Below are 14,616 nucleotides of genomic sequence, written 5' to 3'. Positions count from 1 at the left end.
TAGTTCAAAAAAAATCCCCAAGCGTGGCTTAGGGATTTGTGTATAAGAGACAGGCCTCTGTGCAGCCTTTTTTGTATCTAAGTTACAGTGACGAGTAATCGAGATTCGAAGAGCAGAGAAATCATATGCTGTGTGATGCTTTATGTTACTCGTATACTCTCAACGCGCATTGGCTCTTTCTCTTCGATACTCGCTTACACGAATCCCGTATCTGCTCTTAAAAAGAAAAAGCCCGCAACCTAGGAGGTAGCGGGCTTTGCTATAAGCGATGTTTATTTTGCTATTAAGCGGTAAGAGCTAACACGCTACCAGGCAGTACAAGGAATACCGCAACAAGGTAACCAGCCACTACAGCTTTGTTCTTCACAGCCATGTCTGAAATCATGTCTGCCGCTTTAACTGGAAGTTCACGTAGGAACGGGATACCGAAGATGAATACCGTTGACATGATGTTGAACACCAAGTGTACTAGAGCAATTTGTAGTGCGAATACTGCGAACTCACCAGACACTGCTGTAGCTGCAAGTAGAGCCGTAATACATGTACCGATGTTTGCACCCAGAGTGAATGGGTAAACGTCACGTACTTTAAGAACACCTGAACCTACTAGTGGAACCATCAAGCTTGTTGTCGTAGAAGAAGACTGAACAAGGATAGTCACGATAGAGCCAGAAGCGATACCGTGGATTGGACCACGACCGATTGCGTTCTTTAGAATCTCACGAGCACGACCAACCATTAGGCTCTTCATCAGCTTACCCATTACAGTAATAGCTACGAAGATAGTTGCGATACCTAGAGCGATAAGCATGATGCCGCCAACAGTGTCGCCAAACGTTGATAGTGGTTCTTTAATCGCACTTACAACAGGCTTAGTGATTGGCTTGATGAAGTTAAGACCACCCATGCTCATATCACCTGTTGCTAGCATCGGTGATACTAACCAGTGAGAAATTTTCTCTAGAATTCCAAACGCCATCTCTAGTGGTAGGAAGATAGCAACGGCTAATAGGTTAAAGAAGTCGTGGATTGTCGCACTTGCGAATGCACGTTTGAACTCTTCTTTACAACGAACGTGACCAAGGCTAACTAGCGTATTGGTTACCGTAGTACCAATGTTAGCACCCATGATCATAGGAATTGCTAGCTCAACAGGTAAACCACCTGCCACAAGGCCAACGATAATTGAAGTAACTGTACTTGATGATTGAATAAGCGCTGTTGCTACTAAACCAATCATTAAGCCTGCAACTGGGTGTGAAGCAAATTCGAAAAGAACCTTTGCTTGCTCGCCTGTTGCCCATTTGAAGCCTGTACCAACCATTGAAACTGAAAGTAATAGTAGGTAAAGCATGAATGCCAAGTTAGCCCAGCGTAGCCAACGAGTAGTGCTCGAGATAGGCGCTGCTGCAGTAGTAGCTTGGTTCATAATGTTTTCTCCATTGGACCGTTTAAGTCTGTGTTTGGTCTGTTTGTTTAATCTGAGCGTGATGTTAGAGGGGAAATATTTCAGTAATATTACATTTTGGTTTAGGTGCGACTTTTTTGTGATGATTTACTCTTTAAATATTCCAATTGCTAATGTGGTTGTTTTAAGTTGTTGTTTTAAATTGTTTTTTAATGGAAATTCTATAGGTGATATAGATCTTAAAAGTTAGAAAAAAATTGAAAATAATCGATGAAATATTACATTATGAAATCAGACACTTCGAAAAAATAAGTGGTAAATCTATGTTTGGTTAGGTTTTTTCGAGTTTGTTGAGTGGCGGTGTCATATTTGATATAAAAGGGTATCTACTCTTTTATTACGGCACATCTATGTCGCATCTCAACTACAACCATCTGTATTACTTCTGGATGGTTTGCAAGCAAGGCTCTGTTACTAAAGCTGCAGAAGCCCTATTCCTAACACCACAAACGGTAACGGGGCAGATAAAAGCCTTAGAAGAACGCATGGATGGCAAGTTGACCAAGCGTAATGGCCGAAGTGTTGAGCCTACAGAGCTTGGGCAACTGGTCTTTAAATATGCCGATCGTATGTTTGGCCTGAGTTACGAGATGCTGGACATCGTGAATTACAGCCAGCACTCCAATATTCTGTTTGATGTTGGCGTCGCGGATGCGCTCTCTAAAAGACTCGTCAGTAAGATACTGATGTCGACCATCCCTCCAGATAACAGCATTCACTTGCGCTGTTTTGAATCGACCCATGAAATGCTACTTGAGCAACTCTCTCAACATAAGCTCGATATGATTTTGTCTGACTGTCCGGTGGACTCTAGTCAAAGCCCGGGCCTGTTCAGTAAAAAGCTGGGTGAGAGTGGAATGAGCTTTTTTAGTTCAGGTCAGGTTGAAGGGGTTAATTTCCCTGCTGTATTGGAGCAAAGAAAGCTTTTGATCCCTGGCAGCCGAACCTCAATGGGTCGTAAAGTGCTGCAATGGTTTGATAGACAAGGGCTTAAGCCAGATATTTTAGGTGAGTTTGATGATGCCGCATTGATGAAGGCTTTTGCTCGTTACCATCATGACGTAATATTTTTAGCACCGACGCTTTATATGTCTGAAGTGGAAGACGACACATCACTGCAACTATTAGGCGGTATTGAAGAGTTAAAAGAGGAGTACTACGTCATATTTGCTGAGAGGATGATCCAACATCCAGCAGTAAAAAACGTATGTGACGCAGATTTTAGCAAATTGTTCGAGTGAGATAGTTTGTTAATGAATTGATATCGATTATCATAACTCCGCAATATGCCGGAAATACTGATAGCCCGTAGTTGGCGTAAAGGTTGTAGGGAGCCAAACTATGAACTTAAAAGAGATGGAGAAGAACTCAGCACAAGCTGTGATTCTACTCAAAGCCATGGCCAACGAGCGTCGCTTACAGATCTTATGCCTATTACATGGTACTGAACTGTCGGTTGGGGAGTTGTGCGGCAAGTTGGAACTGAGTCAGTCTGCTTTATCTCAACATCTTGCTTGGTTGAGAAGAGATGGTTTGGTCGAAACTCGCAAAGAAGCTCAAACTGTGTATTACACATTGAGTAGTGAAGAAGTAAAAGCGATGATTAACCTACTGCATGGTATTTACTGCAAGTAGCTTATTGCTGGTGGGAGGGGGATTTCTTATCAGCGATAGAATGACACAAGGAAGTGTTAGCATTTCACATTGAACGTTAGTGTTTACCTATCTACCTATCTACCTATCTACCTATCTACCTATCTACGTACCAATTTGCTTCTCTATTTATTTTTCTGATTGTTTGTTTTATCTATCTGCTTAAATTGTTTATCGGTCAGAAAAACGGCTGTTAGCACGTAAAATAAAAGCGTTACTCAAAATTTAGATATAAAAAAACCGGCCTAGGCCGGTTTTTTTCGTTTTGCGTTGTAATCAAATTTCTATTAAAGAGCTTTGATTGCAGCAGCGAAACGAGACTTATGACGTGCAGCTTTATTCTTATGAATAAGGCCTTTAGTCGCCATACGGTCAAGAAGTGGTGTAACTTCTACAAGAGCAGCAGTTGCAGCTTCTTTATCACCAGCTGCGATAGCTGCGATAGTCTTTTTCATGTAAGTGCGCATCATAGAACGACGGCTAGCATTGTGCTGGCGACGTTTCTCAGCTTGGATAGCGCGCTTCTTAGCAGATTTACTGTTTGCCAAGGGTCTAACTCCCAAAAACTTAGTTCGGTGACAATTTAAGGGCGAGGACTATCCCTCATTAGCGCTTAATTGTCAAATGATTTGTGCAAAAACCAATCGTAGCCAAACAAACTTTGGTATGGAAAGGTCATCGCGGTTAAGATGGCGGGGATTCTAACAGCATTTTTAGACCAATGCTAATAAATATGCTTCTTAGGACAGGATAGTATTTATCCTCGCTTGAAAGTAATCAACCAGTGTCAGAGGTTTCTGTGAGTAAACGACTATTAAAGTCAGGCCTGATTGTCAGCGCAATGACTTTTGTTTCCCGTGTATTGGGGCTAGTACGTGATGTAGTAGTAGCAAATTTGATGGGGGCAGGAGCGAGTGCCGACGTATTTTTCTTCGCTAATAAAATTCCTAATTTCTTACGTCGACTTTTTGCAGAAGGTGCGTTTTCTCAAGCGTTTGTTCCTGTATTAACGGAATATCACGCCGCAGGTGATAAAGATAAGACACGAGATTTAATTGCTAAGGTGTCGGGGACGCTCGGGGTTTTAGTTTCTATTGTCACCGTCATCGGGGTATTGGGCTCTGGCGTGATCACCGCGATGTTTGGTGCGGGTTGGTTTATCGACTGGCTAAATGATGGCCCATCAGCACCCAAATTTGAGCTAGCGAGCTTTATGCTCAAGATTACCTTTCCTTATTTATGGTTTATCACCTTCGTCGCTTTATCTGGTGCCATTCTTAATACATTAGGTAAATTTGCGGTCTCTTCTTTTACTCCTGTGTTCTTGAACGTGATGATCATAGGCGCTGCATGGTTTATCTCACCTAATTTAGAACAACCAGAAATTGGTTTGGCTATTGGTGTGTTTCTTGGTGGCTTAGTCCAATTCCTTTTCCAAATGCCTTTCTTGATCAAAGCGGGTGTGTTGGTTAAGCCGAAGTGGGGATGGAGAGACCCGGGTGTGGTTAAGATCCGCACATTAATGATCCCTGCTCTGTTCGGTGTATCGGTCAGCCAAATCAACTTATTGTTTGATACCTTTATTGCCAGCTTCCTCGCAACAGGCTCTATCAGTTGGTTGTACTACTCAGACCGACTGCTTGAATTTCCTCTCGGTTTATTCGGTATCGCGATTGCGACTGTGATTCTTCCTGCTTTGTCTCGTAAACACGTAGATGCTCAAGGGGAAGGGTTCGCGCATACCATGGATTGGGGCGTGCGCATGGTGTTGCTGCTTGGTATTCCTGCGATGTTAGGTCTTATCGTTTTAGCTAAACCCATGTTGATGGTGCTATTTATGCGTGGTGAGTTCTCTCCACACGATGTACAGCAAGCATCGATGTCATTGGTAGCTTACGCATCAGGCTTGCTTAATTTCATGCTGATTAAAGTTTTAGCTCCGGGCTATTACTCTCGCCAAGATACCAAAACACCGGTTAAGTACGGCATTATCGCTATGGTGACCAATATGGTGTTTAACGCGATCTTTGCTTATTTTTATGGCTATGTGGGTCTGGCGATTGCGACGGCACTGTCTGCCTTTGTGAATATGGCCTTGTTATATCGAGGATTGCACCTTGCGGGTGTGTATCAATTAACTAAGACAACCTTGTTGTTCAGTGCCAAATTAATTATCTCAGGTGTGGTGATGGTAGCGGCTATTTTATGGCAGCTGGATAATATGCAACATTGGCTTGAATGGAGCTTTAGCCAGAGAGCGCTGACATTAACTGGCTTGATTGGACTTGGTGGCTTTGTTTATATTGTTTCGGTACTGATTTTAGGTATCCGAGTAAAACATTTAAAAGCAGCGACAGATTAATACTGATTAGTATATAATCCGTCGGTTTCACACAATAAATGATGCAAATAACAGGTTTTAGCTGATCATAATGGAACTGATCCGAGGTATACACAATATTAAAGCGCAGCATCATGGCTGTGTATTAACCATAGGTAACTTCGATGGTGTTCATTTAGGACATCAAGAGGTTTTGAGTCAGGTTTCTAAACAAGCTGCAGCATTAGGGCTACCTTCTGTTGTTATGACGTTTGAACCGCAGCCTATGGAGCTGTTTGCCCGAGATAGAGCGCCAGCACGTTTAACTCGTTTACGAGACAAATACGTGCAACTGAGTAAGCTAGATATCAGTCGCTTATTGTGTGTTAATTTTAATCAGTATTTTGCAAGTTTATCCGCGGAAGCATTCATTAAGGATCTTTTGGTTGATAAGCTTGGTGTGAAGTTCTTGGTGGTTGGTGACGATTTTTGCTTTGGTAAAGGTCGTACCGGTAATTTCGCTATGCTCAAAGAGGCGGGCGAGAAGTACGGTTTTGAGGTGGTCAGCACCCAAAGCTATTGCTTAAACCAATTACGAGTAAGCAGTACTGAGATACGAAATGCATTAGCGGTCGATGACTTGGCTGCAAGTGCTACCATGTTAGGACGTGATTACAGTATTAGTGGTCGAGTGTCCCATGGTCGAAAACTAGGGAGAACTATCGGTTTCCCTACCGCTAATATTCCATTAAAGCGTTGTGTTTCTCCTGTATCGGGAGTGTATGTTGTTGAAGCTTTGGATATCGACGGTGTTCCTGTCGGTGGCGTTGCTAATATTGGACAACGACCAACAGTTAATGGGGTAAGGCAGCAATTGGAAGTGCATTTTTTTGACTTTAAAGCCAATTTATATGGTAAACAGTTAGAAGTACGACTTTTGCACAAACTGCGCGACGAGATAAAATTTGAATCGTTCGACGCACTAAAGAATCAAATAGAATTGGATGCTGAAGCCGCAAGGGTGTGGCTGCTTCAGCTAAAGAATTAATCGGATGATTCCACCGATTAACATAATGTCTAACTTCGCCCAATATAACGGAATTAAGAATCGATGAGTGATTATAAAGATACCCTGAACTTACCAGAAACAGGGTTCCCAATGCGCGGCAATCTGGCAAATCGTGAGCCAGAAATGCTGAAGCGTTGGTACAAAGAAGATCTTTACGGCGAAATCCGTAAGGCAAAGAAAGGTAAAAAATCTTTCGTACTGCATGATGGCCCTCCATACGCGAACGGCGATATTCACATTGGCCACGCGCTGAATAAGATTCTTAAAGACATTATTATCAAATCTAAGACCCTTTCTGGTTTTGATGCACCGTACATCCCTGGTTGGGACTGTCACGGTCTTCCAATCGAGCTAATGGTTGAGAAGAAGAAAGGTAAGCCTGGTCAGAAGATTTCGGCGGCTGAATTCCGCGAAGAGTGTCGAAAGTACGCTGCGGGTCAAGTTGAAGGTCAGAAAGAGAGCTTCAAACGTCTTGGCATCATGGGCGAGTGGGACAAACCTTATCGCACTATGGATTTTGGCACAGAAGCGAACATCATTCGTTCTCTTGGCAAAATCGCAGACAAAGGTCACCTTCTTAAAGGTTTCAAACCCGTTCACTGGTGTACTGATTGTGGTTCTGCTCTGGCTGAAGCTGAAGTTGAATACAAAGATAAAGTTTCTCCATCTATCGATGTGAAATTTACAGCAGCTGACGAAGCGGCGCTTCTAGAGAAATTTACTCTAGCTGAAGGTCATGCGGGTCAAGGCGAAATTTCTATCGTTATCTGGACAACAACACCATGGACTCTGCCTGCTAACCGCGCAGTATGTCTACGTGATGATCTTGAATACGTGCTTATCCAAGTTGAAGCGAATGGCGACCAGCCTGCTCAACGTATCGTTGTTGCTTCTGAACTAGCAAAAGACGTAATGGATCGTGCAGGTATCGAGCACTTCCACAACCTTGGTTTTGCTACAGGTGCTGATCTTGAGCTTTCTCAGTTCAACCACCCGTTCTACGACTTTACTGTTCCTGCAGTTCTTGGCGATCACGTAACAACAGATTCAGGTACTGGTGTGGTTCACACTGCGCCTGGTCACGGTCAAGAAGATTTCGTGGTTGGTAAAAAGTACAACCTAGAAATCGCTAACCCAGTTGGTTCTAACGGCGTTTACCTGCCAGATACAGAGCTATTTGCTGGTCAGCACGTATTCAAAGCGAACGACTCTGTTTTAGAAGTTCTAAAAGAGAAAGGTGCACTTCTGCATCACCACGCTTACGAGCACAGTTACCCACACTGTTGGAGACACAAAACTCCAATCATCTTCCGCGCAACACCACAATGGTTCATCTCTATGGATCAAGCTGGCCTACGTGCTAAAGCACTAGAGTCAATCAAGAGTGTTGAGTGGTTGCCTGAATGGGGTCAAAGCCGTATCGAAGGCATGGTTGAAGGTCGTCCTGAGTGGTGTATCTCTCGTCAACGTACTTGGGGTGTGCCAATTGCTTTGTTTGTTCATAAAGAAACAGCAGAACTTCACCCAGAAAGCCCAGCGCTTATTGAAAAAGTTGCGAAGCTAGTTGAAGAGAAAGGCATTCAAGCTTGGTGGGATGTAGACGCTGCTGAACTTATGGGCGCAGAAGACGCTGATAAGTACGAAAAAGTAATGGATACGCTAGACGTATGGTTCGACTCAGGTGTTACGCACTTCTCTGTTGTTGATTCTCGTGAAGAGTACAACTTCCCGAACGAAGAGCGCACTCACAGTGCTGATCTTTACCTTGAAGGTTCAGACCAACACCGTGGCTGGTTCCAGTCTTCTCTAATTTCATCTATCGCGATGAAAGACGAAGCACCGTACAAGCAAGTACTAACGCACGGTTTCGTAGTGGATGGTAACGGCCGTAAGATGTCTAAATCTATCGGTAACGTTGTTGCTCCTAAAGACGTAACCAACAAGCTAGGTGCAGATATCCTGCGTCTATGGGTTGCTTCTACAGACTACACGGGTGAAGTTGCGGTTTCTGATGAAATCCTGAAGCGTTCAGCGGATGCTTACCGTCGTATTCGTAACACGGCTCGTTTCTTCCTAGCGAACTTGAACGGTTTCAACCCTGAAACTGACCTAGTTCCTGCTGAAGAGATGGTTGCACTTGATCGCTGGGCTGTTGGCCGTGCTCAAGCTGCACAAGAAGAGATTGTTAAAGCATACGGCGAGTACAACACTCACGGTGTGACTCAACGTCTAATGCAGTTCTGTTCTATCGAAATGGGTTCTTTCTACCTAGACGTAATCAAAGACCGTCAGTACACAGCGAAGCAGGGCAGCCATGCTCAACGTAGCTGTCAAACGGCGCTTTACTACATCGTAGAAGCTCTAGTTCGTTGGATGGCACCTATCATGTCGTTCACTGCAGATGAAATTTGGAACGAAATGCCAAGCTCTTTACCAACTGGAGAGCAGCGCGACACGTTCGTATTCACAGGTGAGTGGTTCGAAGGTCTATTTGGTCTTGCAGAAGGCGAAGAGCTAAGCAACGAATTCTGGACTGAAATCCAGTCTGTTCGTGGCGCAGTGAACAAGCTTCTTGAAGATGCTCGTAAAGAGAAAACGATCGGTGGTGCACTGCAAGCTGAAGTTACTCTATACGCTGACGATGCACTAGCGGCTAAAATCAACAAGCTAGAAGATGAGCTACGTTTCGTACTTATCACCTCTGCAGCTGTTGTTAAGCCACTGAGCGAGAAGTCTGATGCAGCGCAAGCGACAGACGTTGCTGGTCTATTCGTTGAAGTTGCGGCTACTGAAGCTGAGAAGTGTGACCGTTGCTGGCACCACACTCCAGATGTAGGCACTATCGAAGGTCACGAGAAAGTTTGTGGTCGTTGTGTGTCGAACATCGACGGTGAAGGCGAAGTGCGTAAGTTCGCATAACGACTCACGACTCAGAGAAAGACTGAACTTTTTGTAAAAATCATAGCCCCAGTATCAACTGGGGTTATTTTTAGTTATAGGAAATGTGTTTAACCAAGTTGGTAATCAAGGTCACGTAAGGTGACTAACAATGAATACCAACTTCGTAAATACTAGGAATAGAAATGAGTGAAGTTTCGTTAAAACAATCTGGTGTACGTTGGTTATGGCTGGCTCTATTGGTCTTCTTGGCTGATATCGGCATTAAACTCTTTGTCATGGACAATATGGGTTATGGTTGGGCAAACCGTATTGAGGTGCTGCCATTCTTTAACTTTTTGTACGTGCATAACTACGGTGCAGCGTTTAGCTTCTTGAGTGATCAAAGTGGTTGGCAGCGTTGGTTATTTACGGGTATCGCATTTGCGGTAACAGGTATGCTGACGTACTGGATGAGCAAACTACCAGCAACAGAGAAGTGGAATAACATTGCTTATGCGATCATCATTGGTGGTGCAGTAGGTAATGTGTTTGACCGAGTCGTACATGGCTTTGTTGTCGATTACTTAGACTTCTACTGGGGCACTTACCACTGGCCTGCATTTAACTTAGCGGATATGGGAATCTGTATCGGTGCTGCGATGATCATCTTAGATGGTTTCCGTAAGAAAGACGAAAGCAAATAGCTTGCCTCAAAGTCAGTCTATGACTCACAGAATAGAATAGCCCTAAGCGCTGTCGGTTGATTCCGACGGCGCTTTTTTTTATGCTGCAAGTAATATGAGAGCGAAGCAAATTGCGTTTTCAAATAATAAAGAAATCTAAGGAAAGTAACGTGGCAGCAATTAAAAATGATTCAGCAGTAACTCTACATTTTACGATTAAAATGAAGGATGGTTCAGTTGCCGATAGTACGGAAAATATGGGCAAACCAGCAAAGTTCGTCATGGGCGATGGCAGCCTAAGTGAGAACTTTGAAGCGTGCTTACTCGGACTTGAAGCTGGAACTGAAAAGTCTATCGAACTGAAAGCAGAAGACGCGTTTGGTATGCCAAACCCTGATCATATTCACTATATGGATCGTGCTAAGTTTGTTGGCGATTCTGAAGTTGAAGTGGGCACTATCATGGCATTCTCTGGTCCTGACGGTATGGAAATCCCAGGGATTATTACTGACATCGCAGGTGATTCAGTGACGGTTGATTTTAACCACCCACTTGCTGGTCAAGACGTTACGTTTGACGTCAACATCTTAGCGGTAGAATAACTATCTTAACGTTAGAATAGCTGTCTTCACGCTAGAACAAGATAGCCTTACAGCTGTGATGTCACCCAGAGCTTCACTGTCTAGGCGCTTCACTGTAGAATGCGAACCTCGCTGACGGCGAACTCTATAGAAACAACCTTAGTACCGCGGTAAATGATGAGCAATGAAATGAAAATAATGTTAGCTAACCCTCGTGGCTTTTGTGCCGGTGTCGATCGTGCGATCAGCATCGTAGAGCGTGCACTCGAAATGTATCAGCCACCGATCTATGTTCGCCATGAAGTGGTACACAACCGCTTTGTTGTTGAGGGGCTCAAACAGCGTGGTGCTATTTTTGTCGAAGAACTGAGTGAAGTACCAGACGACAACATCGTGATCTTCTCGGCTCACGGTGTTTCTCAAGCGGTTCGTAAAGAAGCGAAAGAGCGTGAGTTAACGGTATTCGATGCGACGTGTCCTTTGGTGACTAAAGTTCATATGGAGGTTGCTCGTGCGAGCCGCAAACATATGGAAGTAGTACTGATTGGCCACGCGGGTCACCCTGAAGTGGAAGGCACTATGGGTCAGTACGCGAGCCAAACTGGTGGTATGTACTTGGTTGAAAGACCAGAGGACGTACAGAATCTAGTGGTGAACGATCCGAGTAACCTGCACTATGTTAGCCAAACTACCTTGTCTGTTGATGAAACGGCAGATGTAATTGAAGAGTTGCGTCGTGTATTCCCTGAGATTCAAGGCCCTCGTAAAGACGACATCTGTTATGCGACTCAAAACCGTCAAGATGCCGTGCGTGAGATGGCGAATGACGTTGATGTAGTGATTGTTGTTGGTTCTAAGAACTCATCGAATTCAACTCGTCTAAAAGAGCTAGCTGAGAAACTAGGCACACCAGGCTACCTAACTGACTGTCCTGAAGATATTCAAACCGAGTGGGTTGAAGGGAAAAAGAAAATCGGTGTAACAGCCGGTGCTTCTGCTCCTGAAGAGCTGGTAAACCAAATTCTAGATCGTATTCGTGAGCTAGGTGCGACTGACGTTGAAGAGATTCAAGGTCGTGAAGAGAACATGTTCTTTGAAGTACCAAAAGAGCTACAGATTAAGCAAGTCGACTAATCTCTATTGATTGGTGACAAGATCGATGCGTAACACTATCGATTTGCAAACACTATTGATTTGTAAACAGCAGAAAGCCAACGTTGATACGTTGGCTTTTTTGATCGTGCTTTGGAACTAGGCGTCGAACTTCTAACGCGTTATTGGAGACCGAGTTGCTCTTTTAAAGTCTTTAAGTAGCGTCGACTGACAGGCACTTCAAAGCCAGTCAGGGTAATGATCTCCGCTAATCCATTCTCTAGCAGTTTGATCTCTTGGATCGATTTTATGTTGATCAAATATTGGCGATGACAGCGGATCAAATCGGTTTTTTCTTCCAAGATCTTTAGTGTTAACTGTGAGGTCGCAGTTTGCGATGAGCTACGAACATGCACACCACTGATATCGGAATAGGCGCACTCTACCGTTTGGCTTGCCATGATCACAATGCGGTTATGACCAATACATGGGATTTGCTCTAAGTGACAGGGAGCAATCGCCGAGATGTTCTGTTCTGGTGCTTTCTGATTTTGCTTGATGACCTTATTCAGGCGACAAACGCTCTTGTTTAATCGACAAGGCTCGACTGGTTTAAGTAGGTAATCAAAAGCGTTATCTTCAAAGGCTTGAATCGCATATTGGTCGTAGGCGGTGACGAATACCACGTAAGGCATGGTATCTGGGTCAAGCATGCTTAACAGCTCAATCCCGGTAACCTGCGGCATTTGGATATCCAAATACACGACATCAGGCTTGAGTAGGTTGATCTGTTTCAGTCCTTCGATCGCGTTACTCGCTTGGCCGATGATTTCCACTTCTCCGGTTTCGGTCAGCAGCTCAATCAGCTCTTCGCGAGCAAAAAGCTCATCATCGACAACTAATGCCTTTAACATCCTACAATCTTCATCTTGGTTCTGTCCCTGCTTGGTTCACGCTTATCTGTTAAATGTCTGCTTCTAAATGTTTCAACTCGGAGCGATCCGTCCCCGAAAATACCATTATTTGAGTATAGGTATGATAAAGCTCATTCGAGTAAATTGCTGTGGTTGAGATTCTATTTTTAGTGCTGAATCTTGTCCAAAGAAATTAGTGAGTCGTTTATCAACAATTTCCATCCCTAATCCTACATGATCTTGAGATGGCTTCTGATAATTACCTGCATTGTCTTCAACGGTTAACTTGAATCCACCCTTGAAAGCCTCGCTAGAGATCTTCACTTTACCGCCCTCCAACATGTTAGATATCCCATGTTTGATGGCGTTTTCTACCAGCGGTTGCAGGGTAAAGCTCGGCAATTGAGATTCATATAACTGCGGGTCGATATCCCATTCCACTTCTAGTCGATCAGTAAAGCGTGCTTTCTCTATGGTCAGGTAAGCGTTGACGTGTGCCAGTTCGTCTTTGAGCTTCACGGTATTGATGTTCTGCTTTAGGTTGCTTCTAAAGAAGTGAGACAGGTGCTGAATCAACTCTCGAGCTTTATCTGGATCACGACGTGTTACTGCGCTGATGGTGTTAAGCGCATTGAACAAGAAGTGTGGATTCACTTGAGCGTGCAGCAGTTTGATTTCCGCTTGTGTCAGCAGCGTTTGCTGCTGCTGATAGTTGCTGAATAGGATCTGGCTCGACAATAGCTGAGCGATACCTTCACCCATCGACATATTGATAGTTGAGAATAGTTTCAGCTTTGGCTCATAGAGCTTGATGGTGCCGACCACTTCGTTACCCGCGCGCAATGGAATAATCAACGCAGAACCCAATTTACAATCCTGCGACAAGGAGCATTGGTATGGGTTCTCTTTGCCATCAAGGTAGATGATGTCGTTCTGTTCCATCGAAGTGAGCGTGCTTTGCGATGAAATCGGGGTGTTCGGAATATGGTGTTCATCACCAATACCAACGAACGCGAGGATTTTCTCTCGGTCGGTAATCGCTACCGCCCCTACGTTGGTCTCTTCATAAACGATACGTACGATTTTTTGTGCGTTATCGGAATTGAACCCACCATGCAAAATACCCACCGAACGTTCGGCAATGGTCAGTGCGCGGCGTGAGAAGGTAGCCGAGTACTTTTCGAAGATGGTTTTTCTGTCTTGGATGATGCTCATGAACAGTGCTGCACCGACCGAGTTAGCGATGATCATTGGCGCCGCAATATCGGAGACCAGAGCATAGGATTGTTCGTAGGGTTTGGCGACTGCGAGCAGAATCAACATTTGAATAATTTCTGCAAATAGGGTGACAGAGAACACTACCAGCGGATTAAACAGCTGACTGGCTTTGTTCTTTCTGACTAAGTACACATGCAGCAGGCCACCAATCAAGCCTTCTGCTGTCGTTGAGATAGCACAAGCTAAGTCCGTAAATCCACCCAATGAATAGCGATGAATCCCGCCAGTAAAGCCGACCGCAAAGCCAACTACAGGACCACCAAACAAACCGCCCATTACCGCGCCCATCGCTCGCGTGTTGGCGATGGCATCATTGATTTGCAGTCCGAAATAGGTGCCCATAATACAGAATAGGGAGAACAGAACGTAGCAGCTGATCTTATGGCCTAAGCGTGAAGAGATGCTCAACAAAGGGAGAATCAGTGGGGTTTTACTCAGCATGTAAGCAATCACTAAGTAGACGCAGGTTTGTTGCAGCAGAGAGAGAATGAGTTCCATATTTTCACCTATTGAGACGCTTGTTAAGTGTAAAGCTCATTGCTTGGTAACGGTAGCTTTGCTTGTGTTTTAGTAGCCTATATTCGCTTCCCAGAGTCGAAAGCACTAACGCCTACAAACAATAAAGCCCATCACAGTGGACGGGCTTTAGTCTTAGGTTCCACGAATCACTGAGTGATT

General features: G+C 44.3%; 12 protein-coding genes. 8 read left to right on the top strand and 4 right to left on the bottom strand.

Going from position 1 to position 14,616, the window contains the following annotated elements:
* Positions 1-283 precede the first annotated feature (283 nt).
* On the bottom strand, positions 284-1,429 hold the full coding sequence (locus AB6E52_RS16200; RefSeq protein ID WP_017059340.1) for a Na/Pi symporter: 1,146 nt from the start codon (positions 1,427-1,429) through the stop codon (positions 284-286).
* Between the two features lie 389 nt (positions 1,430-1,818).
* Here AB6E52_RS16200 and nhaR point away from each other — a divergent pair, with 389 nt between their 5' ends.
* Positions 1,819-2,709: a transcriptional activator NhaR gene (gene nhaR, locus AB6E52_RS16195; RefSeq protein WP_017070067.1), complete on the top strand. Its 891-nt coding sequence runs from the start codon at positions 1,819-1,821 to the stop codon at positions 2,707-2,709.
* A gap of 100 nt (positions 2,710-2,809) precedes the next feature.
* Positions 2,810-3,103, top strand: a complete 294-nt coding sequence (locus AB6E52_RS16190; protein WP_004735028.1) for a metalloregulator ArsR/SmtB family transcription factor — start codon at positions 2,810-2,812, stop codon at positions 3,101-3,103.
* 305 nt (positions 3,104-3,408) lie between these two features.
* Here AB6E52_RS16190 and rpsT read toward each other — a convergent pair whose 3' ends face one another.
* On the bottom strand, positions 3,409-3,669 hold the full coding sequence (rpsT, locus tag AB6E52_RS16185) for a 30S ribosomal protein S20 (RefSeq protein ID WP_004739529.1): 261 nt from the start codon (positions 3,667-3,669) through the stop codon (positions 3,409-3,411).
* Between the two features lie 251 nt (positions 3,670-3,920).
* Between rpsT and murJ the strand changes: the two genes are divergently transcribed.
* The 6 genes from murJ (at position 3,921) to ispH (ending at position 11,788) form a co-directional block, all read left to right on the top strand.
* Positions 3,921-5,483 carry a murein biosynthesis integral membrane protein MurJ gene (gene murJ / locus AB6E52_RS16180; RefSeq protein WP_032545655.1) on the top strand — a complete coding sequence of 521 codons (1,563 nt, stop codon included), beginning with the start codon at positions 3,921-3,923 and terminating at the stop codon, positions 5,481-5,483.
* 70 nt (positions 5,484-5,553) lie between these two features.
* On the top strand, positions 5,554-6,489 hold the full coding sequence (gene ribF, locus AB6E52_RS16175; protein WP_017062867.1) for a bifunctional riboflavin kinase/FAD synthetase: 936 nt from the start codon (positions 5,554-5,556) through the stop codon (positions 6,487-6,489).
* 63 nt (positions 6,490-6,552) lie between these two features.
* Complete coding sequence (ileS, locus tag AB6E52_RS16170; RefSeq protein ID WP_017059344.1) at positions 6,553-9,429, top strand: isoleucine--tRNA ligase; 2,877 nt, start codon at positions 6,553-6,555, stop codon at positions 9,427-9,429.
* Positions 9,430-9,593: 164 nt separating this feature from the next.
* Complete coding sequence (gene lspA, locus AB6E52_RS16165; protein ID WP_004739521.1) at positions 9,594-10,094, top strand: signal peptidase II; 501 nt, start codon at positions 9,594-9,596, stop codon at positions 10,092-10,094.
* 149 nt (positions 10,095-10,243) lie between these two features.
* Positions 10,244-10,675, top strand: coding sequence for an FKBP-type peptidyl-prolyl cis-trans isomerase (fkpB, locus tag AB6E52_RS16160; RefSeq protein ID WP_102321451.1), 432 nt, complete (start codon positions 10,244-10,246; stop codon positions 10,673-10,675).
* A 156-nt stretch (positions 10,676-10,831) separates the two neighbouring features.
* Complete coding sequence (gene ispH / locus AB6E52_RS16155; RefSeq protein WP_029235087.1) at positions 10,832-11,788, top strand: 4-hydroxy-3-methylbut-2-enyl diphosphate reductase; 957 nt, start codon at positions 10,832-10,834, stop codon at positions 11,786-11,788.
* A gap of 140 nt (positions 11,789-11,928) precedes the next feature.
* Here the strand turns inward: ispH and btsR are convergent, their stop codons facing one another.
* Positions 11,929-12,660, bottom strand: a complete 732-nt coding sequence (btsR, locus tag AB6E52_RS16150) for a two-component system response regulator BtsR (protein ID WP_017106772.1) — start codon at positions 12,658-12,660, stop codon at positions 11,929-11,931.
* 105 nt (positions 12,661-12,765) lie between these two features.
* Positions 12,766-14,436: a sensor histidine kinase gene (locus tag AB6E52_RS16145; protein ID WP_102321450.1), complete on the bottom strand. Its 1,671-nt coding sequence runs from the start codon at positions 14,434-14,436 to the stop codon at positions 12,766-12,768.
* Positions 14,437-14,616: the final 180 nt, after the last annotated feature.

Source organism: Vibrio sp. 10N.247.311.13, from assembly GCF_041467595.1.
Classification (GTDB): Bacteria; Pseudomonadota; Gammaproteobacteria; order Enterobacterales; family Vibrionaceae; genus Vibrio; species Vibrio crassostreae_C.
Note: the sequence above shows the minus strand (reverse complement) of the source record. Positions and strands in the feature narration are given on the sequence as shown.